Genomic DNA, 22,183 nt, shown 5'->3' with positions numbered 1-22,183 from the left:
CTTCATCTTTATATATGGACTAAAAATTAATTATAATAATTGGATTTTAATAGAAATATTATTGTTTAATAATTATGTGAAATGACTTTAGCATTATTAAAGTTAATTTTAGAAGATTTGTGCATTCATTTAGAAAGAATTATGTTAATACAAGTTTATCTAAGATGATAAGAACTATTAATTACATATATAATATATTATATTAAGATACTAACAGTTTTAAGATAAAACGACCATATAAACTAATTATATTAAGAACTAGATTAATTAGCTTTAGCATAGTGATGTAACAATGTAATATAACTATGCATTTAAAAATTATTTACAATTTTCCCCTTATGAATTTATAATGATATTAATAGTATAATACAATTTATGAAATATTCCAAGTAATTATTTTTTAATCATAAATATTATTTACTCTCTTATACTAATTCTAGCCCTTTATAAACTCCCCATGAATACAATAATATCAGAACACTAAAAAACCTTGATTAATTAAAATCAAGGTTCCCTATATATCAATTATTCAAATTTTGGTCTGCTTTTATCATACACATAATCTATATCAAATAGGTCTTCTAATTTTTTTTGCCCATAGTTCATTTTATAACCATCTAAATTGCATCTATCCATAAAAATAAAATCATCTGAATATCTTAGATTAACACCTTTTCCCCTTACACACCAAAATATCTCAAAACCATATTTTTGCAGTTCTTTGAAACGCTCATCATCTTTTTTATCATTTAGCCATTGTTCTTGAAGATACATTTCTTCGCCTAAAGCATAATTATGCTTAGAATCATTAATATTATCCATATACTTCCCTACAGAATAAGAATTTCCTTATACAATATCAATTCCCGATTAATTCATTATTCTTATTAAAGCTCATTATAAAAGACTTACTTGAGATTAGATCAATAAGCCTTAATAATTGTATGAGCAAGCCGATGAGCCGAGTTCTGTCATGAATGGTCATCTATCTCGACTTACTGTCACCAGTAAGCTCTAGCAACCTACCCAAGAGCGTGACGGGTCACCACTATATGCTCTTCTATGCGGTTTTGCTCCAGATGGGGTTTACATATGCCCCTTTTGTTACCAAAAGGGCGGTAAGCTCTTACCTTACCTTTCCATCCTTACCAAGTAAAACTTGGCGGTTTATTTCTGTTGCACTATCCTTGGAGTCGCCTCCACCAGACGTTATCTGGCATCCTACCCTATGGAGCTCGGACTTTCCTCACATACAGCCTTTCGGCATTAGTATGCGCGACCATTTGGCTTACTCACTCAATAAGTTATTATATCCTTATACATTTTATTTGTCAAATGGCATTTTTTATAAATGTATTATATTCCATAATTACTTAATTTTTTTGTAATATGTTGTTAATAACTATTTTTATGAGTTTTATTGGAAAAAATAAGCGTTAAACAGGTTTCATTTTCTCTTCAATTGAATTATAATATGTATAGTATTTAATACCGATTAAAATTAATTAAATTTTAATTACATATTAAACTAATAATAATACTATTTTTTTATAATATTATTATTATCAAATATCATGTCATTTTAAGGAAATCTATTTTTCCTATTTAAAGAAAAAGCGAAGATATTCCTATGCTAAAAATAGAACTTTCCTATCGTATAAAAAAGGAGGTATAGCATGGTTATTAGAGATAATGATATTGAATATATTCTAAAAAAGATGAATATAAGTTATACTGATGCAGAAAAAGCTCTTATAAAATCTAAGGGTGACTTGAACAAAGCTTTGAATTATTTGAATAAGAGGAAAAATTCATTTTGTCGAAAAACAACCCGTAAGATAAAAGATATTATCCTAGATATTTTCAAATATAAATTAATTATTACTAGAAAAAATGAAACTTTGATTAATTTACCTGTTGTATTAATATTATTTATTTTATTCTTTTTACGCATGAGATATATTTATCTAACTTTAGTTGACTTTTTATTTGTGTTATTAATTATTATTTTAACAGATTGTAAAGTTGTCATTCAAAAGAGAACTGAATACTCACAAGCTGATAATTTCATAAAACCAACTAATACTCAAAAAGAAACAGATGATATAATCTCTACGTTGGAAGTAACTGAAGATGATGATTATAACGAAGTAAATATAGAAAATTAAGAGGTGGTATAAATGACTAATAAGATCTTAATAGTTGAAGATGAAGCTAAAATAGCTAGATTTTTAGAACTTGAATTAAAATACGAAGGCTATGAAGTAGATATAGCATGTAACGGAAGAGAAGGTCTAGAAAAAGGTCTAAAATCCGAGATTGACCTGATAATACTTGATTTGATGTTACCAATATTAAGCGGAATAGAAGTTTGCAGAAGAATAAGACAAACCTCTAATGTCCCTATTATCATGCTTACAGCTAAGGACGATGTATCTGACAAAGTAATGGGACTTGATATGGGTGCTGATGATTATATAACAAAACCATTTGCTATTGAAGAACTTTTAGCACGAATGCGTGTAGCACTTAAGAGAAAAGTAATAAATAAGATAACAGATGATTCCGTACTAATATTCAAGAATCTGACTCTTAATAAAAGACAACGTCAAGTAAAAGTTAATGATGATGAAGTTATTCTTACTAAAAAAGAGTTTGAACTACTTGTCTATTTATTAGAAAACCGTAACATAGTTCTTAGCAGAGAAAATATTTTAGAAAAAGTTTGGGGTTTTGAATACTATGGTGATACGAATATTATTGACGTATATATACGATATCTTAGAGGTAAGATTGACCAAAAATATAGTATGGACATGATTCATACGGTAAGAGGGGTAGGATATTTGATAAAAGATGATGAATAATTTTCTAGGTTTCTTAAAAAAGCTACTGATCAATATATTGATTCTACCTTATACTATATTGAAATTTATAAATAATATATTTAATAATAATATTAGAAAAGTTAAGTTCTCTATCAAAAGAAAAATAACTTTCAATTATATTATGTTGTATTTCATTAGTTGTATTTTTACATTATTAATTGTGATTAGTGGATATTTATATTTGGAACATGAAATTTTTATACCTAAGAAAATAAATGTTGATGAAAGCTTATTAAAAGAATGTGCAACTGACCTGGAAATAAAAGATACAATTAGAAAAATTGCTGTTTATAGAGATTCAGATATTATTATTGCAGAACTTGATGATAATATAGTCTATTCCAGTGATGATAACTTATTTGGTATACCTTATCCTGAGACAAAAATCCAGTTTTTTGAATTCATAAAAGAAAATGAGAAGTTACCATACAAAGATATCATTTCCTTGAATAATAAGTTCCATAAGATATTTTACTATTTTAATGTCAGCTCATTTACTAACAGAGCAAAAATTCTAGTCCTTTTGGTAGGTGTAGGTGAACTGTTCGGACTATTTATCATCTGGGTATTTGGTTCTCATAAAAGCAAAAAAGTCTTAAAACCTATATATACCATGACAACTATGGCTAAGGATATTACTATATATAACATGGATGCTAGATTAAATATCAGTGAAGCCAAATATGAACTAAAAGATTTGGCATATACACTGAACAAAATGCTCGATAGCCTCAAAACAGATTATACAAAACAAAAAAGATTCGTTTCCGATGTATCCCATGAACTAAGAACTCCTATTTCAATAATTGATGGTTATGCTAGTATGTTACAAAGATGGGGTAAACAAGATGAAGAAGTTCTTGACGAGTCAATTGAAGCTATTAAGAACGAAGCAGAAAATATGAAAGATCTAGTTGAAAATTTACTATTTCTTGCCAGACATGATAATCAGACCCTAGAATACAATATAGAAAATTTTTATATTGATGAGTTATTGAATGAAGTCATAAAAGAAACAGGAATAATTGATAAAAAACATATTATTGAACATACAATAGATCCAAATGTATTAATTAGCGGTGATAAAAATAGATTGAAACAGGCTATTAGAATTTTTGTAGATAATGCAATCAAATATACTCCACCATCAGGAAAAATCATCATAAAATGTTATAGAACAGATACAGGTATTAGTATAAGTATTAAAGATACTGGTATCGGTATAGGTCGAGAAGATTTAGGTAATATTTTCAACCGCTTTTATCGTTCCGATAAATCAAGGACTAGACAGACAGGTGGTCATGGTCTTGGATTATCTATTGCTAAAATCATTATTTTAGGACACAAAGGTAAGATAAAAGTACGAAGCAAGCTTGGTATCGGAACTGAAATAATTATTACAATTCCAATATCCATTTCCAAATTAAATATAAATTAAAGGGTTGTCGGATATTTGACAACCCCTGATTACTATCTAAAACAACTTCCACCAACAAATTCTCTGATTAAAGAATTTCTAGGAATTTTTTCGCTACTAACACCTAAGAAATAATCCAAGAACTTGATTAACCTTTTTGCTTCAATATATTCTGGTTTATCTTTTGATATACTAAATAACAATGGCTCTGCATACTGTTTCAATACTGCCAGCTCATAAACTAGAACAGAATTAAACATCACATCAGCTTTTTCTTGGTATGGGAAGATATATAATTCCTCACCTTTTCTAACTGATGGCCACATAGCTATAGTTTTCTCAGCATTGGTACCTCTATAAGTATTATCTCTAATAATTCTTCTTAACAATCTTGCATCTGTAGTTGGTATTCTATTATGATTATCCACATTTAGTTGAGTAAGAGCGCTAATATATATTTTGAACATATTATCTCTTGGAATCCCCATTGATAATTTATCATTAAGGCAGTGAATACCTTCAACTACTAACAAATCATTCTTCTCCAATTGTAGTACTCTGCCATTATACTCTCTTTTACCAACTTTGAAATTAAATTCTGGCATTTCAACTGGTTGACCATTCAGTAGATTCATCATATCTGTGTTAAACTGTTTAATATCTAAGGCTTCCAAACACTCAAAATCATAATTACCATTTTTATCTCTAGGTGTATCTTCTCTATTAACAAAATAATTATCCACTGATATAGGATGAGGCTTTAACCCATTAGCTCTTAATTGAATTGATAATCTATGAGCAAATGTTGTTTTACCTGATGATGATGGTCCAGCAATGAATATTATTTTCTTTTTGTCTATATCTTTCATAATTGTATCAGCAATTGCTGCTATCTTTTTCTCTTGCAATGCTTCTGCTATTAAAATAAGTTCATTAATCTTACCTTCTGATATTTTATTATTGAGTGCTCCTACTGTTTCTACATCCATTATTTCTCCCCAGTCAGAGGACTCTTTCAAGGTTTTGAATAATTTTTGCTGATTATGGAATGGTGCAACATCAGTAGGCATATTTCTACTTTGGAATTGTAGGATAAAACCATCTTCATATTTTAGTAAATCATAGTTATTAAGACATCCTGTACTTGGAACCATATATCCATAAAAATAATCTTCAAAATCTTCTATTTTATATAAATTAACATTAGAGACTCGTCTATAATTGAATAATCTTACTTTATCATCCATAAAATTTTCATCAAATATTTTTATTGCCTTATTAAGGCTGACTGTTCTTTTTAAGAAAGGTACATCTTTTTTAACCAATTCATCCATTCTGTTTTTAACTTCAATTAAAAATTCTTCTGTTACTTCATGACCTTTTAATTCACAATAAAATCCTCGACTTAGGGAATGGTGTATTATAACTTTTGTAGATGGCCCTCTTCCTAAGATATCATAAATTGATTTTATCATCAAAAATGATACACTTCTAAGATATGTTCTATAACCATCTCTACTAGTTAGATCTAAGAATTCTAATTTGCAATCTTCGTTAACATGACTACGTAATTCTTTTAATTTGTTATTTATTAATCCTAATACTATAGGTGCCTTAAACTCTTTTTGATATTTTTTACTGAGTTCTAGTAATGAAATGCCTTTTTCTACATGTCTTTTTCTTCCATCTGGTAATATTATTTCTACTAAGTTTCTCATGTTAGTACCCCCATTCGTAATTTTAATTATTTGCCTCATTTCAGTTATTCCTATTTAATGATAAAAGGATCTTTATTAATCTTGCTGGTAATAATTTGTAGTTGCTCTCCAAAACATTTCTTAATATACTGTTCAAACATAGGCAATACAATGTTTTCAGTACCAAAGTGTCCAGCATCTATAAGAGCCATTCCTTTTTCTTGATAATCCATAGCATCATGGTATTTGATGTCACCTGTTATATAAACATCTGCCCCATTTTTATATGCAGTCTCCGCAAATTCCATAGAACTGCCAGGACTCACAGCCACTTTCTTGATTTTTTTATCTAAGTTGCCTGTGACTCTAACACTCTCCAGATCAAGTTTGGATTTTACATAATGACTTAATTCCTCTAAAGTCATTTCTTCTAGGTAACCAATCCTACCTGTACCACATAAATCTAGTACATCAAAGTTATTGTTAGGTACTAGAATATCACTATCATTCAATTTTAATTTGTCAGCTAATAAGACAGATAATCCCTCCCTAGCTGAATCAAGATTAGTGTGAGCTGAATATACACAGATATCATTCTTAATTAATTTGATAAGTTTTCTACCGATGACAGTTGACGTGTTTATATGTTTAACACCTTTAAAAATAATTGGATGATGCGTTAATATCATATCTACTTCATTTGAAATTGCTTCATCCACAACATCTTTCGTTGCATCTAGAGATATCAATATTTTTTCAACCCTCATATTACTGTCACCAACTAACAAGCCAATATTATCCCATCTCTCAGCTAATTGGGGTGGTGCTAATTCTTTCATTTTATTAATTACTTCTATACATTTTACAGACATCCTAACACCTCTTCTAAAATGTTCAATTCTGATAGTATCTCTTTTTTTCTTGTTATTGCATTTTCTGTATTTTGTCTATCAAGAATTTCTAACACTTGTGTATATTTATTTTTCTCTACTTGTAGCTTTTCTTTAAGTAAAGGTTCTTTGTCTTCAATTAATATTTTACCATATTTATACCCTATAGTATCATATTTTTTTTCTTTTCCTTTTTCAGCGCATATTATGTTATAATATTTTCCTTCATCTTTGATTAATTGTTCTTCAGTTATTGTGAAATTTAATTCATGTACTTTTTTTCTGATACACTGAGTATCGGAATGTGGTGACAATATTAATTTATGAACACTACATACTATATTAGAACCATCATCTAAAATTCTTTCTATAAGTGTTCCACCCATACCCGCAATTATAATAGTATCTACTTCATTTTCATTTATTTCTTTCAATCCATCAGATAATCTAGTCTCCACATAATTATCTACATTATAATCTTTAATGTTCTTTTTAGCCTTTTCTAAGGGTCCTTTATTGATATCTAGTGCTATGGCATTCTTTATTCGGTGTTGTTTTGCCAAATAAATGGGTATGTATCCATGGTCTGTGCCTACATCTCCTAGGACTGAATTATCATCTACCATATCACTAATAGCTTTTAATCTATTTGATATTTCCATAGTGCCTCCTTATGGACTGTGCCTAACAGTAGCGGAGATAGTATAGGGAAATATTCCGTCAGTCGATTAAACGTCCATGTTTAAACGACTGAGTTCGCCGTCCATGGCTCACTGCTCCATATTCTCCTATACTATTTCCTCTCGGTATTTTTCATATAGCTTGTGTATTATACTTTTCTGTACCCTATATTTCATGTAGTTTTCTTTTAGTAGGAAATATTATAAAAATCACCACTAAAGTACAGGATATCTTATACTTTATGTGGTGAATGGAATTATTCTAGATAATCTTTTAATTTTCGGCTTCTGCTTGGATGTCTTAGTTTTCTTAGTGCTTTTGCTTCTATCTGTCGTATTCTCTCTCTTGTAACGTTGAATACTTTTCCTACTTCTTCAAGAGTTCTTGCTCTTCCATCATCAAGACCGAATCTTAGTCTTAGAACTCTTTGTTCTCTATCCGTTAGTGTATCAAGTACATCTACTAACTGCTCCTTTAATAGGGTAAATGCAGCTGCATCTGCTGGTATTGGAACATTTTCATCTTGAATGAAGTCACCAAGATGACTATCTTCTTCTTCACCAATAGGTGTTTCTAAGGAAACTGGTTCTTGAGATATTTTTAGTATTTCCCTTACCTTATCTACAGGCATATCTAATTCTTCAGCAATTTCCTCAGGAGCAGGTTCTCTTCCTAATTCTTGTAATAATTGTCTTGATACTCTTATTAGTTTATTAATAGTTTCAACCATATGCACAGGAATTCTTATTGTCCTTGCTTGGTCAGCTATAGCTCTTGTTATAGCTTGTCTGATCCACCATGTTGCATAAGTACTAAATTTATAACCTTTTCTATAATCAAATTTCTCAACAGCTTTAATAAGTCCAAGATTACCTTCTTGAATAAGATCAAGGAATAACATACCACGTCCAACATAACGTTTAGCGATACTTACAACCAGCCTTAAGTTAGCTTCAGCTAATTTTTTCTTAGCTTGTTGATCTCCATTTTCCATTCTCATGGCCAAGTCTACTTCTTCTTCTGCTGATAATAATGGTACCTTACCGATTTCTTTTAGATACATTCTTACAGGGTCATCAATATTAAGTCCCTCAGGTAAAGATAAATCCAATTCTTTTACTGGTTCATCATCTTCTTCAATTAATCCCAATACATCAATACCTGCTTTTTCTAAGATATCATATACTATTTCAATTTTATCAGCATCATTCACTAATTCTCCAAAATGGGCTTCTATCTCTTTATATTCAAGAACATTCTTCTTTTTTTTGGCCAAATCAATTAAGGCTTTCATTTTTTCCTCAAACTTACTTAAATTTCCTTCATTCGCCATAACGAGGATCCATCCTTTCCTTGTGTTTACTAGTCTAACCATCCTTAAGAGAAATATGCAATCCTTGTAATTCTCTTTTTGCTAAAATAAGTTTTTGTAGTTCATTTGTGTTATTGATAATACGGGAATTAGCATCAATATTAGCAGCTTTAATTAAATTGACATTTTCATTTACTATTTTTTCTAATTGGAGTTTATTCTCAAACAATATCTTCTTATTGAAGATTCCAGCTACTTTCTTTTGTTCCTCTAATTCCATAAACTTATTAATAATAACTGCATATTCTACTATTTCGCTATTTTCATAGGCTTCGTAAACTTCCTTGGCAACCTTTCTATAAAACTCATCAAGAAACTCTGTCACCTTTAAATAATTTTTTACTACTTTATAGATATCATAATTATTAGCAACTAATGTTAATATACTCTTTTGTGCCAATATTATACCATCTTCTGAATTTTGGTTTTTTGGGCTTTTTATTTTTTTTATTTCTTGCCTAGAAGATACAATTCCTGTATTTCTACCAGTCTCTGCAACTAATTTTTCCAATAGTTGTTTTTTGGTATTATATTTTTTGGCTATTGCTTCTAGATAATTATCTCTTTCTATTTCACTATCTAATTCTAAAAGTTTTGTAGCAACTTGTTTATGAAACTTTGTTCTGTTATCCGGATCTTCTAAATTAAATTTATTTCCTAATTCTTCAATTTCAAACATAAATCCTGATGTAGCATTATTTATTAAATCTATAAATGCTTCACTTCCCTTATTTTTTATTAATTCATCAGGATCTTTATAATCTTTTATTCTCAGTACCCTTACTGATAACCCTTTTGATTTTAGTATTGGAATAGCTCGAAGTGTAGCTTTTATTCCAGCAGTATCACTATCATAGGATATTACAACATTATCTGTATATCTCTTAATCAATGCAGCTTGTTCAATAGTAAACGCCGTTCCCAAAGAAGCTACTACGTTAGTAATACCAGCTTGATATAATGAAATAACATCCATATATCCTTCAACAATAATAATATTTCCTTTTCTGGAAGAACGAGCTAAATTAAGACCATAGAGATTACGTCTTTTATCAAACAACTTTGTTTCGGGAGAATTAAGATATTTTGGATTGAAGTCACCTAATACACGACCTCCGAACCCTATAATTCTGTTATGTACATCAAATATAGGGAACATAACACGATTCCAAAAACGATCAAAATATTCTCCTGGAGATTTTTTCTCTGGAATAACCAAACCTGATTCATTAAGCACTCTTTGATCATATTTTTCACTAAGATATCTATATAAATCATTTCTAAAAATATTAGAATAACCTAATCCAAATTTTTTAAGTGTTTCTTCACTAATTCCTCTTTTTTGTAGGTATTCCAAAGCATGTTTACCTTTTTCGGATTTTAATTGATAGTAAAAATATCTAGCAGCTGTTTTATTAACCTCTACTAGTTGATGTTTAAAATCCATCCGTTTCTTAACTTCATCTGAAACTTCTACAGTTGGTAAAGTAATATGAACTCTATCAGCTAAGAATTTTACAGCTTCTACAAATGAAAAATTCTCATATTCCATGACAAATGTATATACATTGCCTCCAACACCACAGCCAAAACAATAATACATCTGTTTATCACTACTAACAGAAAATGATGGAGTCTTTTCATTATGAAACGGACATAACCCAAAGAAGGTACTTCCCTTTTTATTTAATTGTACATACGATGATATGACATCTACAATATCATTTTGTATTCTTATTTCTTCAATTAATTCTTCTGGATAATACATATAGAACTAAAACTCCATTTCCTTAATTGTAATGTCTTATTAATATTGTATTGTATTTTGTACACCCTATTATTTTTCGACATACTTTTTAAGATTCCTTTAATAAATTTTATTTTTGTTAAAAATGTTTAATTATTTATATTTTTTTATTTAATCGTTGACAAAGTAGACAAATTCTATATTTCTTTCCAAGAAGCAGGTATAAATAACTTAGAGAAAATATTAATAGAATATCTATCCGTCATTCCAGCTATATAATCACATACAACTCTTTCTATAGGTTCATTATTTATATCAATCATATCTTGATACTCTATAGGTAACAGTTCCTTATTAATTATAAAATATTCATATAATTGTCTTAACATATTATGGGCTTTCAATTCATGCTTCTTTGCTTTTGAACCTACATATACATTCTCAAACATAAATTTTCGTAGACTGTTCATGGACTCTTTTACGTCTTTACTCATAATAATATCATTCTTGTTCATACTATTTTTTACAATATCATGTATTATATTATTAATTCTAGCTCTAAACGTTGCTCCTAGAATATTAGTATATTTTGATGGGAGATCCTTTTCAGATAGAATTCTAGCTCTTATAGCATCATCAATATCATGATTTATATATGCTATTTTATCTGATAACCTTACTACCTTACCTTCTAGAGTACTTGGCTTACCTACTGTTGGATGATTAACTATTCCATCTCTTACTTCCCATGTTAAATTGAGCCCTTTACCTTTTCGTTCTAATTTTTCTACAACTCTAATACTCTGTTCATTATGTTTAAACCCATAGATACATACTTTGTTCAGGGCAAATTCTCCAGCATGTCCAAATGGTGTATGCCCTAGATCATGTCCCAATGCTATTGCTTCTGTCAGATCTTCATTAAGTCTAAGTGCCCTTGCTATAGTCCTTGAGATTTGAGCTACTTCCAATGTATGTGTCAATCTAGTTCTGTAATGATCTCCTTCAGGAGATATAAAAACTTGAGTTTTATGTTTTAACCGTCTGAATGCTTTTGAATGTATTATTCTATCTCTATCTCTCTGAAATTCCGTTCTAATGTCACATGATTCTTCTTTTATTTCTCTCCCCCTAGAATTTCTACTCTTCATTGCATATTTGTCCAAAATCGTATCTTCCAACTTTTCTTGTTCAATTCTTAAACAATCTATATAAAACGCCCCCTTCTCCTTTAGTGTAACGTACATTATAATTAAGTATGTAAAAAAACATTATAATTATTATATACTGCATTTTTTATTAAAATCCTCTTATTTATGTGTTTTTTCTTTTTGGCGCAATTTTGTAGCACATACAGCAAATTAGACTGTCTCATAATATCTTTTATGCCATATCCAAAAGATAAACATAAAAAACATATTATGAAACAGCCTATTCTTTGTACGAAGGTAAGCAAACCAGGAAAAGATCTATAACAAAACAGCGAGAAAAGAAATAATAAAACCTAATAATCCACCTAGTAAAGTAATCGCATTGAGCTCTTTTCTAGCAATGGATAATATGATGTCTTCCAACATTTTGATATCAAACATATTAAGCTGTTTTTCTATGATAGAACTTAATTTTACATCTCTTATAAGTTTAGTAATATGCTTATTAACAAACGAACTATATTTATCTAGTATAAAAGTATCTATATCCTTTCTATCTTCATCTGAAACCTTTATATTAGTTAATAGGACCTTATTCAGCAAAGTATCTACAATACCTTCAATATTTTTAATAATATCTTTGTTTCCCAGCATTTCTTCATAATTGCTATTAACTATATGTTTGATTCTTTCTTCTAAACTATCATTTACTAAATTATTAATTAATGAGTATAGATCATTATCTTTTAAGTCAATAGCACTAGTAATATCTAATTTTGAAAGATTTCTTGGTATGTAATCAGCTAACCATGTAATCAAACTCTCTCTTGTGTCAATAGATAAAATTTCTCCTAAAGGTCTATTAGTTACTTCATCTATTTTTTCTATTATAAATGTATATATTTCATCTTTTACTTCTTGTTCTTGCAGTTTTTCTTTTGATTTTTCTGCTATGGTATGATAAACACTCTCTCCATTAACAAACATAGCACCTAACGCTCCAACTTTTTCTTTTATAGTTGCATCAATCAGACCTACTACTTTTTCTTTCAGTTTTTCATTTTCAAATATTAAAAGGTCACTTGTTAATGTATCAATATAATTAATGAAAAATCTTTTTACATTATTAATCATCTCTTCATCAATTATCTCATTGATAGTGGCCTCTTCCTTGATTATGCCAGATAAGAAATTAGTTAATAATGCCTTAGTCTTTTGATTGTTTATGATATCTTCATATTTATAATTTAGCTCTTCTTCACTTACTATATCTGTCAATTTGACTTTTTTTAGACTTATGCTAATTTTTTTACTTATTGCTTTTTGCAATTGTTCTTTCATGTTTTTATCTTGTATAAGGTCATATAATCTTATAACCAAGATATCTTTCAGCTTATTTAGTACAGGTTTATTATCATTAGATAATAATAGTTGTTCTAAATCAATATTTCCTTCTTGATTATATAAATTATGGTTTATTAATTCCAGTACATGATCTTTTGTTGAATCTTCTAGCAATTCGTTTACTATAATTTTATCTGTCAATAAATAATCCTGAATAACCTCACCAATGGATTTAGCTACTCTTTCTCTCTCTTTTGGTATTAATCCTGGTGTAAAAGGCAATCTAATACCCAGGACTCTTTTTTCAGTATATGGTCTAAACAACATCTTAATTGCAAGCCAATTAGTAGAATACCCTATTCCTGCACCTATAATAGGAGCAAATATTATTTTCATATCCATAGAAACACACCTTTATTCTTTTTTTCATTCCACAATATAACAAAAAACCGTCAGTTGAACTGACGGCTTTTGCATCTTATAGGATAAATTCCTATTTATTAATTATTTAAAGCAGCTTGAGCCGCAGCTAAACGAGCGATAGGTACTCTAAATGGTGAACAAGATACATAGTTTAATCCTACTTTATGACAGAACTCAATTGAAGCAGGGTCTCCACCGTGTTCTCCACAGATTCCTAATTTAATATCAGGTCTTGTAGCTTTACCTTTTTCAGCTGCCATCTTAACTAATTGACCAACACCAGTTTGATCTAATCTAGCAAATGGATCTGATTCAAATACTCCCTTGTTGTAGTAATCTTCTAAGAAAGCACCAGCATCATCACGAGAGAATCCAAATGTCATTTGAGTTAAGTCATTTGTACCAAATGAGAAGAATTCAGCTTCTTTTGCAATTGCATCAGCAGTTAATGCCGCACGTGGAATTTCAATCATAGTACCAACTTTGTATTCCATCTCAACACCAGCTTTAGCTATTGCAGCGTCAACAGCTTTAACTACTACATCTTTAACATATGCTAATTCTTTGATTTCTCCAACTAATGGAATCATGATTTCAGGAACGATATCGTATCCTTGTTCTTTCTTAACTTCGATTGCTGCTTCAATAATAGCTGTTGCTTGCATTTGGGCTATTTCTGGATATGTTACAGCTAAACGACAACCTCTATGACCAAGCATTGGGTTGAATTCATGTAATGAATCAACAGTAGCTTTTAATTCATCAAAAGTGATACCCATATCTTTTGCTAAAGCAACGATATCTTCTTCATCATGAGGTAAGAACTCATGTAGTGGTGGGTCAAGAAGACGTACAGTCATTGGCATTCCTTTTAATGCTTCGTACATACCTTTGAAGTCACCTTTTTGAATTGGTAATAATTCGCTAAGAGCAGCTTTTCTTTCTTCTACTTCTTTAGCAACGATCATTTTTCTCATTTTTGCAATTCTATCTTCTTCGAAGAACATATGCTCTGTACGGCAAAGTCCGATACCTTCAGCACCAAACTCAACAGCTTTCCTAGCGTCTCTTGGAGTATCAGCATTAGTTCTAACTTTTAATGTTCTAACTTCGTCAGCCCATGACATGAACTTCTCGAAATCACCTGAAATCTCAGGATCAACTGTTTTTATATCTGCAATATAAATATTTCCTGTTGAACCGTCTAATGAGATATAATCTCCTTCTTTAACAGTTTGTCCAGCAACAGTAAATACTTTGTTTTCTTCATCAATAGCAATGTCTCCACAACCAGATACACAACAAGTACCCATTCCACGAGCTACAACGGCTGCGTGTGATGTCATACCTCCACGTACTGTTAAGATACCTTCAGAAGCGTACATACCTTCGATATCTTCTGGTGAAGTTTCTAATCTAACTAATATAACTCTTTCGTTTCTCTTAGCAGCTTCAGCAGCATCTTCTGCAGTAAAGTATACCTTACCAGCAGCAGCTCCTGGAGATGCAGGTAAACCTTTAGCTACTACAGTTCCAGCTTTTAATGCAGCAACGTCAAAGTTAGGGTGAAGTAATTGATCAAGTTGTTTTGGTTCAACTTTCATTAAAGCTTCTTTTGAAGTTAATAATCCTTCTTCTACTAAATCAACAGCTATTTTTAATGCTGCTGCTGCTGTTCTTTTACCATTACGTGTTTGTAAGAAATATAATTTACCTTTTTCAATAGTAAACTCCATATCTTGCATATCTTTGTAGTGGTTTTCTAAGTTAGAAGCGATTTCCATGAATTGTTTGTATACTTCTGGCATATCCTCTTCAAGTCTTGTTATAGGTTCTGGAGTTCTAATACCAGCAACAACGTCTTCACCTTGTGCATTTAATAAGTATTCTCCATAAATTCCTTTTTCACCAGTTGCAGGGTTTCTTGTGAAAGCAACACCTGTTCCTGAACTTTCACCCATGTTACCAAATACCATTGTTTGAACATTAACAGCTGTTCCCCAGTTACCTGGAATATCATTCATTCTTCTGTAGATAATAGCACGTTCGTTGTTCCATGAACCGAATACTGCTTCTACAGCTGCCATTAATTGCTCTTTTGGATTTTGTGGGAAATCATCACCTAATTGTTCTCTATATAAACTTTTGAAAGCAGCGATTACGTCTTTTAAGTCATCAGCTGTTAAATCTAAGTCACTTGCGTATCCTTTTTCTTCTTTGATATCATCTAAGACTCTTTCGAATTTTGATTTTGGAAGACCTTTAACAACGTCTGAGAACATTTGAATAAATCTTCTATAAGAATCGTATGCGAATCTTGCATTTTCTGTAGCTTTTGCGAATCCTTCAACAGATACATCATTAAGTCCTAAGTTAAGAACTGTATCCATCATACCAGGCATAGATACTCTAGCACCTGAACGAACAGATACTAATAATGGTTGGCTATTATCACCAAATTTTTTATTATTAATTTCTTCAACTTTCACTAAAGCTTCTTCGATTTGTTGTTTAATTTCATCAGAAATACTTTCACCATTATCATAATAATTAATACAAGCTTCAGTAGAAACAGTAAATCCTTGAGGGATTGGTAAACCAAGCTTAGTCATTTCTGCTAAGTTAGCACCTTTTCCACCAAGAAGGTTTTTCATTGATGCATCAGCTTCACTAAACATATAAACATATTTCTTGCTCATTAAATATACCTCCTGATAATCTTTTCTTTGAATTATTTATATTAAAAACTTAAGGTTTAAACCTCTCAGTTTTTATGTCATTAGTCATTTGTTAAAAACAAACAGATAATTAATGACCTTATAATTAATTATGACCAAATTGTATAATTCTAACAACCATTTCATCAATATAACTGTATATTATTTATTTGATGCTATTTGCTAAAATTTAACTTATATGTCAGTCCGAAATATATTATAACACAAAAACCTAAAATAAGTAGACTTTTTTTTGTTTTTTTCTACTAATATATAGATTTTAACCAATTGACTAATAAAGTAACTGTTTAATATATTTTTTTGTGTAGTTTTATACTAAAATGTTATTCTTTGCCCGAAATAATTCAGTAGGTCATCAATTTTAACTCTTTCTTGTTCCATTGAGTCTCTATTTCTTATAGTTACAGCTTCATCTTCCAAAGAATCGAAATCAAATGTTACACAATAAGGAGTTCCTATTTCATCTTGTCTACGATATCTTTTTCCAATACTGCCTCTGTCGTCGTATTCAACATTATAATGCTTACCTAACATAGCATATATCTTTTCTGCTTCTTCAGATAATTTTTTAGATAATGGAAGAACAGCAATTTGTACTGGAGCTATTATTGGATGGAAACGTAGTACTTTTCTTATATCACCATTCTCTAACTCTTCTTCATCATATGCCTCACATAAGAATGCAAGTGTTACTCTATCTGCACCTAGAGAAGGTTCAATACAATATGGAATATATTTTTCTTTTTTCATATCATCAAAATATGTTAAATCAGCACCAGAAGTTTCTTGATGTTTTCTTAAGTCAAAATCTGTTCTATCAGCAATACCCCATAGTTCTCCCCAGCCAAATGGAAATAGGTATTCTATATCAGATGTTGCATTACTGTAATGAGATAATTCTTCTTGGCTATGATCTCTAAGTCTCATATTCTCTTCTTTTATACCAAGTGATAATATCCAATTGACACAGTATTTTTTCCAATACTCAAACCATTCAAGGTCTGTTCCTGGCTCACAGAAAAATTCTAATTCCATTTGTTCAAATTCTCTAGTTCTGAATGTAAAGTTACCTGGTGTAATTTCATTTCTGAAAGATTTACCTATTTGACCAATACCAAATGGTATTTTCTTTCTTGAAGTACGTTGTACATTCTTGAAGTTAACAAAAATACCTTGTGCTGTTTCAGGACGTAGATAAACAGTATTTTTAGCATCTTCTGTTACACCTTGGAAAGTTTTGAACATCAAATTGAATTGTCTAATATCTGTAAAGTCTTTCTCTCCACAAGAAGGACAGGCAATACCATTTTCTTCAATATATTCTTTCATCTTTTCATTGGACCATGAATCAACAGCATCTTCAACTTCAAGATTATTTTCTTTCATGTAGTTTTCAATTAATTGGTCAGCCCTAAATCTTTCTTTACAGCTTTTACAATCCATCAATGGATCATTGAACCCGCCTACATGACCTGAGGCAACCCATACTTGTGGATTCATCAATATAGCACAATCAATACCTACATTGTAAGGACTTTCTTTAATAAATTTTTGCCACCAAGCTTTTTTTACATTGTTTTTTAGTTCAACTCCAAGAGGACCATAATCCCATGTATTAGCTAATCCTCCATATATATCTGATCCTGGATAAATAAAACCTCTAGCCTTTGCAAGGGCAACTACTTTTTCCATAGTCTTTTCCATATTAAACATCCTTTCTGTATATATTTATATTTTTTCACAAAAAAAGACATTCTTCTATCCCAAAAAAGGGACGAAAGAATACCTTCCGCGGTTCCACCCTACTTGATGTGATATATCACATCCACTTACTTATCTGTTCAAAAGCGCCATTCATTAATTCCACTCTATTCAGCTTCCACCTTCCTGAACTCGCTATAAGAATTTATTTAATTAATTACTTCTCTTCATCATTACAGAATCCTTATATAATTCTACATATTAATATTAAGTCAAAATACATTTGGCAAAACTGTATATATCTGTGAAAAAGTATAACAAAACAGTCTTTCTATGTCAAGGATAATTTCTTCACATATCAATAATTTATTTATTATCGTCTTTTATATCTGAAATTATCTTATTCCCACATATTTTACAATATATTGCATCATAATCATTCTTCTGACCACAGAAATAACAGTTAACAGAGTTTTTTTTGTTAGATTGCCATTTAATACCTAGATAGATAGCGTAACTAACTATTAATAGTAACAATGCCCATAAAACCCACTTACTTATTCCAGTTGAGGGTTTATATAATAGATAATAAGTGCCATAGTCTTTAAAATAAATGGTGTCTTTCTTTATAATTTCACCTTGCTTGCTTGCATATATAATTTCTCCATCAACTTTTATTTTAGAATTATTACAGTCTAGTCTGATTAAACTATATTTTTTATTATTTTCTAGCTGTTCTTCAGTTATATCTTCACCACTTAATACATTATATAATATATTTTCATCTTCAAATTGGTCATAATTAATATTATTATCATCTAGATAATCTTGTAGAGTATCATGGAAAACATTTGTTTTAAAAACTCTATCTAGATCATCTAGATCGTCAAAATCAAACGTAATTCTAGTATTTTCTCCGTATAATTTTATGTTCTTTATTTTAACATCTATCTCTTTATATTCCTTTAACTTGCTTTCTATATAATCTCTATATTTTTCTTTATCATAATCATTATCATTTTTCTTAATAAATGTAACTTCAACTTTATCATCACTTATTTCATAAAGGAATTCACCAGCAATAAAATCTATTTTCTTAGAAGTACATCCAGACAAAAAAACACAGATAAAAATACTAAATATGCATATAAAATATTTTAATACTTTCATAATAATTCTCCTTAAAAATATTTTTTTATCATACTATAATTTCAATAAAAAATCTAAAGATTTAAATTTATGGTTAAGATGATATTCAATATATTTTTTCATTATTAGTGTCAATTCGCATTTGATAGTTTCATTAACATGAAAGCTAAATAGTTTTTCAACAGATGTAGCTAGAATATATCTCATGGTATAAATAGTACTGTTGTTTATTCTAAGTACATATTTCTGCTCATTAGAGCAGTTTTTGCAAATAATTCCTCCTAACTTAATGCTGAAAGAATACGTATCATACTTCTTACCACAGTTGACACAGTTTATTACATTAGGTGTATAACCTATATAACTCATAGCTTTCAATTCATATATTCTCATTATCAAATCATAGTCAATGACTTTCTTAACTAATATCTGCAAAGTTTTTAACATAAGTTTCATAAGTGATTTATTAGGTACATTCTCTTGGGTGATAAATGTTGCAAACTCTAATACATATAGCCCATAAGCTAATAAGTTTATATCTTTACGTATACCATGAAAAGATTCTATTATTTGTATTTGCTTAACATTATAGGATGAGGATTTTCCTTTATATAATATGTATTCCCCATAACAAAATAATTGAGACCCAGCAAGAAACATACTATTTGTTTTTCTAGCACCTCTAGCAAAAGCTGTTATTTTACCTTTATCTTTGGTAATAATAACTATGCGTTTATCATTTTCTCCTATAGGCATTTCACTTACAACAATACCTTTTGTCTTAATCTCATCCATTTTATAACTCCTATGATACATCTATTTTATTCTATGATATTATAACACTCCATCTGTATCAAGTAAATTACTACAATTATATATTTTACAAAATACCATCTTAATAATTAATAAATAAAACATGATGATATCACAGAGTTTAATGAAATATGAGTATATTATAATTTGAATTGGGATGTAGCATCATCCAACTCATTTGCTAGATTGGATAATTTTTCACTAGTGGTTGCTATCATTTGCAATGATGCTGATTGTTCTTGAGTAGATGCAGCAACTTCTTCTGTGCTAGCCGCATTTTCTTCTGCAATGGTAGATAGATTACCTATAACATCTAGTATACTTGATTTCTTTATTTGGAGTTCTTCACCTAATTTATTTAGTTTCTCAATACTTCTACTTGAATCGTTAATAGCATGAGAAATATCTCTATATTTGCTTTCTGTAAATTTGACACTTGTAACTTGCTGTTCAACAATATTAGAAACCTCTTTTATCCTAACTACTGCATCTTGTGCATTATCAATTAATTTGTTAACTATGTTATCAATCTCTTTGGTTGAATGAGTAGATTGTTCCGCAAGTTTTCTGATTTCATCTGCAACTACTGCAAATCCTTTTCCTGCGTCTCCTGCTCTAGCAGCCTCTATTGCTGCATTTAAAGCTAATAGATTAGTTTGTTCTGCAATAGTAGCAATCATAGTACTTGCTTTGCTGATTTCTTGTGTGCTTTTGCTTGTTTCTGCAATAACACCAAAAATATCTTTTGCTGATTTACCACTTTCTACAGTTTTATTAATTAACTCATTTATCTCACTTAAACCTGATTTTATTAATTCATCCACTTTATCAGAGTTATCATTAAGTTCTTCCATGACATTTTTCTCATCTTCTATCAAATTACCCAGTTGATATATTGAATCCGAACCCACTTCTGTATTATGTGCTTGATCAGAAGCACTTTTTGCAATTTCTCCCACAGTTACTGCTACACTGTTAGCAGCATTTGCACATTGTCCAGTAATATCTGTCATAGTAAGAGAAGAATCTCTTACTTCTTTAGATGCATCAGTAATTTTTTTGATTAGTTCTATAAAATTGTCTTGCATCTTTGATAAAGAATTAGAAATGATTCCAATCTCATCTCTTCTTTTATAATATCTGCTGATATTCTCATCATTTTTACTCAAATCATATTTAGATAATTTATTTAATACTTTTGCTAATTCTCTCAGAGGTTTGGTAATCATTGCCCCTAATATATAACCTATTATAAAAGTTATTAATAAAGTTATAAGTATGGTTTTAAAACTAGTGTCTTTTACCTTATTAAGTTCACTTAATACTTCATTTACTGGTGCCACAACCCCTAATGACCAATTGGTATTTATTATTGGAGCATATCCCATAATGTTATTAGTATTACTAAAACTATATTTTCCGCTGCCACTTTGTCCTTCTATCATATTATTGACAATCTTGTTGTATTTACTAGAATTTTTGGATTCTTCTAATAGATTGACACTATCAACAACTCTTTCAATACTTTTATCTGCTACCAATTGACCGTCTTTATTAACTATGAAGGCATATCCACTTTCTCCAATAGTTATATCAGAGATCATATCAATAAATGTACTAATATCTCTAACTCCAACCAGAACTCCGCATACTCCTCCACTTCTCAAAATTGGAGTAGCATATGTTACAACTATGGAATCTTCACTTACAATAATATCTGAAATTATAGTTTCTCCATCTAAAGCTTTCTTGAAATATTCTCTTTGGGATATATCATATTCTTTGTTATCGTTGGAATAAGCTTGTCCATAAATATTGGCAATTAACATCTTAGAATACCCATATTTTCTTATTTCGTTATTAAGTGCTATCATTTTTTCTCTTTTAGTTACATAAGTTTTAACTATCTTTTCTTTGGATGCAACAGATTTGAGTACTTCTTTTTCTATATTAATTCTTTCATTAATTACTTGAGATGACTTTTCAGATATAATAATCAAATTATCCTCTGTCTTATTTAATAATACTCTGCTTCCATTTGTGTATAATATTAATGACACTCCAACACATGACGTTAATACAATAACTGATATTGCTAAAACCAACTTTGTTTTTATACTTTTCACTGCTGTATCCTCCCCATTTATCATGTGATAATTCTAACTCTTTATC

General features: G+C 29.8%; 16 protein-coding genes, 1 other RNA gene and 1 other annotated feature. Of the genes, 3 read left to right on the top strand and 14 right to left on the bottom strand.

Annotated features, from left to right (window positions below; translation table 11 throughout):
* Positions 1 to 525: 525 nt before the first annotated feature.
* On the bottom strand, positions 526 to 822 hold the full coding sequence (locus tag N4A55_RS05960) for a hypothetical protein (RefSeq protein ID WP_293754621.1): 297 nt from the start codon (positions 820 to 822) through the stop codon (positions 526 to 528).
* A gap of 119 nt (positions 823 to 941) precedes the next feature.
* Positions 942 to 1,295, bottom strand: an RNA gene (rnpB, locus tag N4A55_RS05955) — RNase P RNA component class A.
* 381 nt (positions 1,296 to 1,676) lie between these two features.
* Between rnpB and N4A55_RS05950 the strand changes: the two genes are divergently transcribed.
* The 3 genes from N4A55_RS05950 (at position 1,677) to N4A55_RS05940 (ending at position 4,326) form a co-directional block, all read left to right on the top strand.
* Entirely contained in the window at positions 1,677 to 2,168 is a 492-nt protein-coding gene (locus tag N4A55_RS05950; protein ID WP_293754620.1) for a hypothetical protein, read from the top strand.
* Positions 2,169 to 2,180: 12 nt separating this feature from the next.
* Positions 2,181 to 2,867 (top strand): response regulator transcription factor, encoded by a 687-nt coding sequence (locus tag N4A55_RS05945; protein ID WP_293754619.1) that lies wholly within the window; start codon positions 2,181 to 2,183, stop codon positions 2,865 to 2,867.
* A gap of 202 nt (positions 2,868 to 3,069) precedes the next feature.
* Positions 3,070 to 4,326 (top strand): sensor histidine kinase, encoded by a 1,257-nt coding sequence (locus N4A55_RS05940; protein WP_293754617.1) that lies wholly within the window; start codon positions 3,070 to 3,072, stop codon positions 4,324 to 4,326.
* 32 nt (positions 4,327 to 4,358) lie between these two features.
* On the opposite strand, the gene N4A55_RS05935 is transcribed toward N4A55_RS05940, so the two are convergent.
* The 12 genes from N4A55_RS05935 to N4A55_RS05880 form a co-directional block, all read right to left on the bottom strand.
* A complete protein-coding gene (locus N4A55_RS05935; RefSeq protein WP_293754615.1) occupies positions 4,359 to 6,023 on the bottom strand; it encodes a nucleoside kinase in 1,665 nt (554 codons plus the stop codon).
* Positions 6,024 to 6,073: 50 nt separating this feature from the next.
* Complete coding sequence (locus tag N4A55_RS05930; protein ID WP_293754613.1) at positions 6,074 to 6,874, bottom strand: Nif3-like dinuclear metal center hexameric protein; 801 nt, start codon at positions 6,872 to 6,874, stop codon at positions 6,074 to 6,076.
* Positions 6,865 to 7,554, bottom strand: a complete 690-nt coding sequence (locus tag N4A55_RS05925; RefSeq protein WP_293754612.1) for a tRNA (adenine(22)-N(1))-methyltransferase — start codon at positions 7,552 to 7,554, stop codon at positions 6,865 to 6,867. The genes N4A55_RS05930 and N4A55_RS05925 overlap by 10 nt, the downstream gene beginning before the upstream one ends.
* A gap of 275 nt (positions 7,555 to 7,829) precedes the next feature.
* A complete protein-coding gene (gene rpoD, locus N4A55_RS05920; protein WP_293754611.1) occupies positions 7,830 to 8,906 on the bottom strand; it encodes an RNA polymerase sigma factor RpoD in 1,077 nt (358 codons plus the stop codon).
* A gap of 34 nt (positions 8,907 to 8,940) precedes the next feature.
* A complete protein-coding gene (gene dnaG / locus N4A55_RS05915; RefSeq protein WP_293754609.1) occupies positions 8,941 to 10,713 on the bottom strand; it encodes a DNA primase in 1,773 nt (590 codons plus the stop codon).
* Between the two features lie 176 nt (positions 10,714 to 10,889).
* Positions 10,890 to 11,939 carry a deoxyguanosinetriphosphate triphosphohydrolase gene (locus N4A55_RS05910; protein WP_293754608.1) on the bottom strand — a complete coding sequence of 350 codons (1,050 nt, stop codon included), beginning with the start codon at positions 11,937 to 11,939 and terminating at the stop codon, positions 10,890 to 10,892.
* Between the two features lie 222 nt (positions 11,940 to 12,161).
* Positions 12,162 to 13,589, bottom strand: a complete 1,428-nt coding sequence (locus N4A55_RS05905) for a DUF445 family protein (RefSeq protein WP_293754606.1) — start codon at positions 13,587 to 13,589, stop codon at positions 12,162 to 12,164.
* Positions 13,590 to 13,687: 98 nt separating this feature from the next.
* Positions 13,688 to 16,309, bottom strand: coding sequence for a pyruvate, phosphate dikinase (gene ppdK / locus N4A55_RS05900; protein ID WP_293754604.1), 2,622 nt, complete (start codon positions 16,307 to 16,309; stop codon positions 13,688 to 13,690).
* 354 nt (positions 16,310 to 16,663) lie between these two features.
* Complete coding sequence (locus N4A55_RS05895; protein ID WP_293754602.1) at positions 16,664 to 18,052, bottom strand: glycine--tRNA ligase; 1,389 nt, start codon at positions 18,050 to 18,052, stop codon at positions 16,664 to 16,666.
* 63 nt (positions 18,053 to 18,115) lie between these two features.
* Positions 18,116 to 18,292 (bottom strand) — a binding site (T-box leader).
* Between the two features lie 123 nt (positions 18,293 to 18,415).
* Positions 18,416 to 19,219, bottom strand: coding sequence for a hypothetical protein (locus tag N4A55_RS05890; protein ID WP_293754601.1), 804 nt, complete (start codon positions 19,217 to 19,219; stop codon positions 18,416 to 18,418).
* 33 nt (positions 19,220 to 19,252) lie between these two features.
* On the bottom strand, positions 19,253 to 19,993 hold the full coding sequence (gene recO / locus N4A55_RS05885; RefSeq protein WP_293754599.1) for a DNA repair protein RecO: 741 nt from the start codon (positions 19,991 to 19,993) through the stop codon (positions 19,253 to 19,255).
* A 158-nt stretch (positions 19,994 to 20,151) separates the two neighbouring features.
* Positions 20,152 to 22,137 (bottom strand): methyl-accepting chemotaxis protein, encoded by a 1,986-nt coding sequence (locus N4A55_RS05880; RefSeq protein WP_293754598.1) that lies wholly within the window; start codon positions 22,135 to 22,137, stop codon positions 20,152 to 20,154.
* Positions 22,138 to 22,183: the final 46 nt, after the last annotated feature.

This window comes from Vallitalea sp. (genome assembly GCF_025211055.1).
In the GTDB taxonomy this organism is placed as follows: Bacteria; Bacillota; Clostridia; order Lachnospirales; family Vallitaleaceae; genus Vallitalea.
This window is presented reverse-complemented; position numbering and strand designations above follow the sequence as displayed.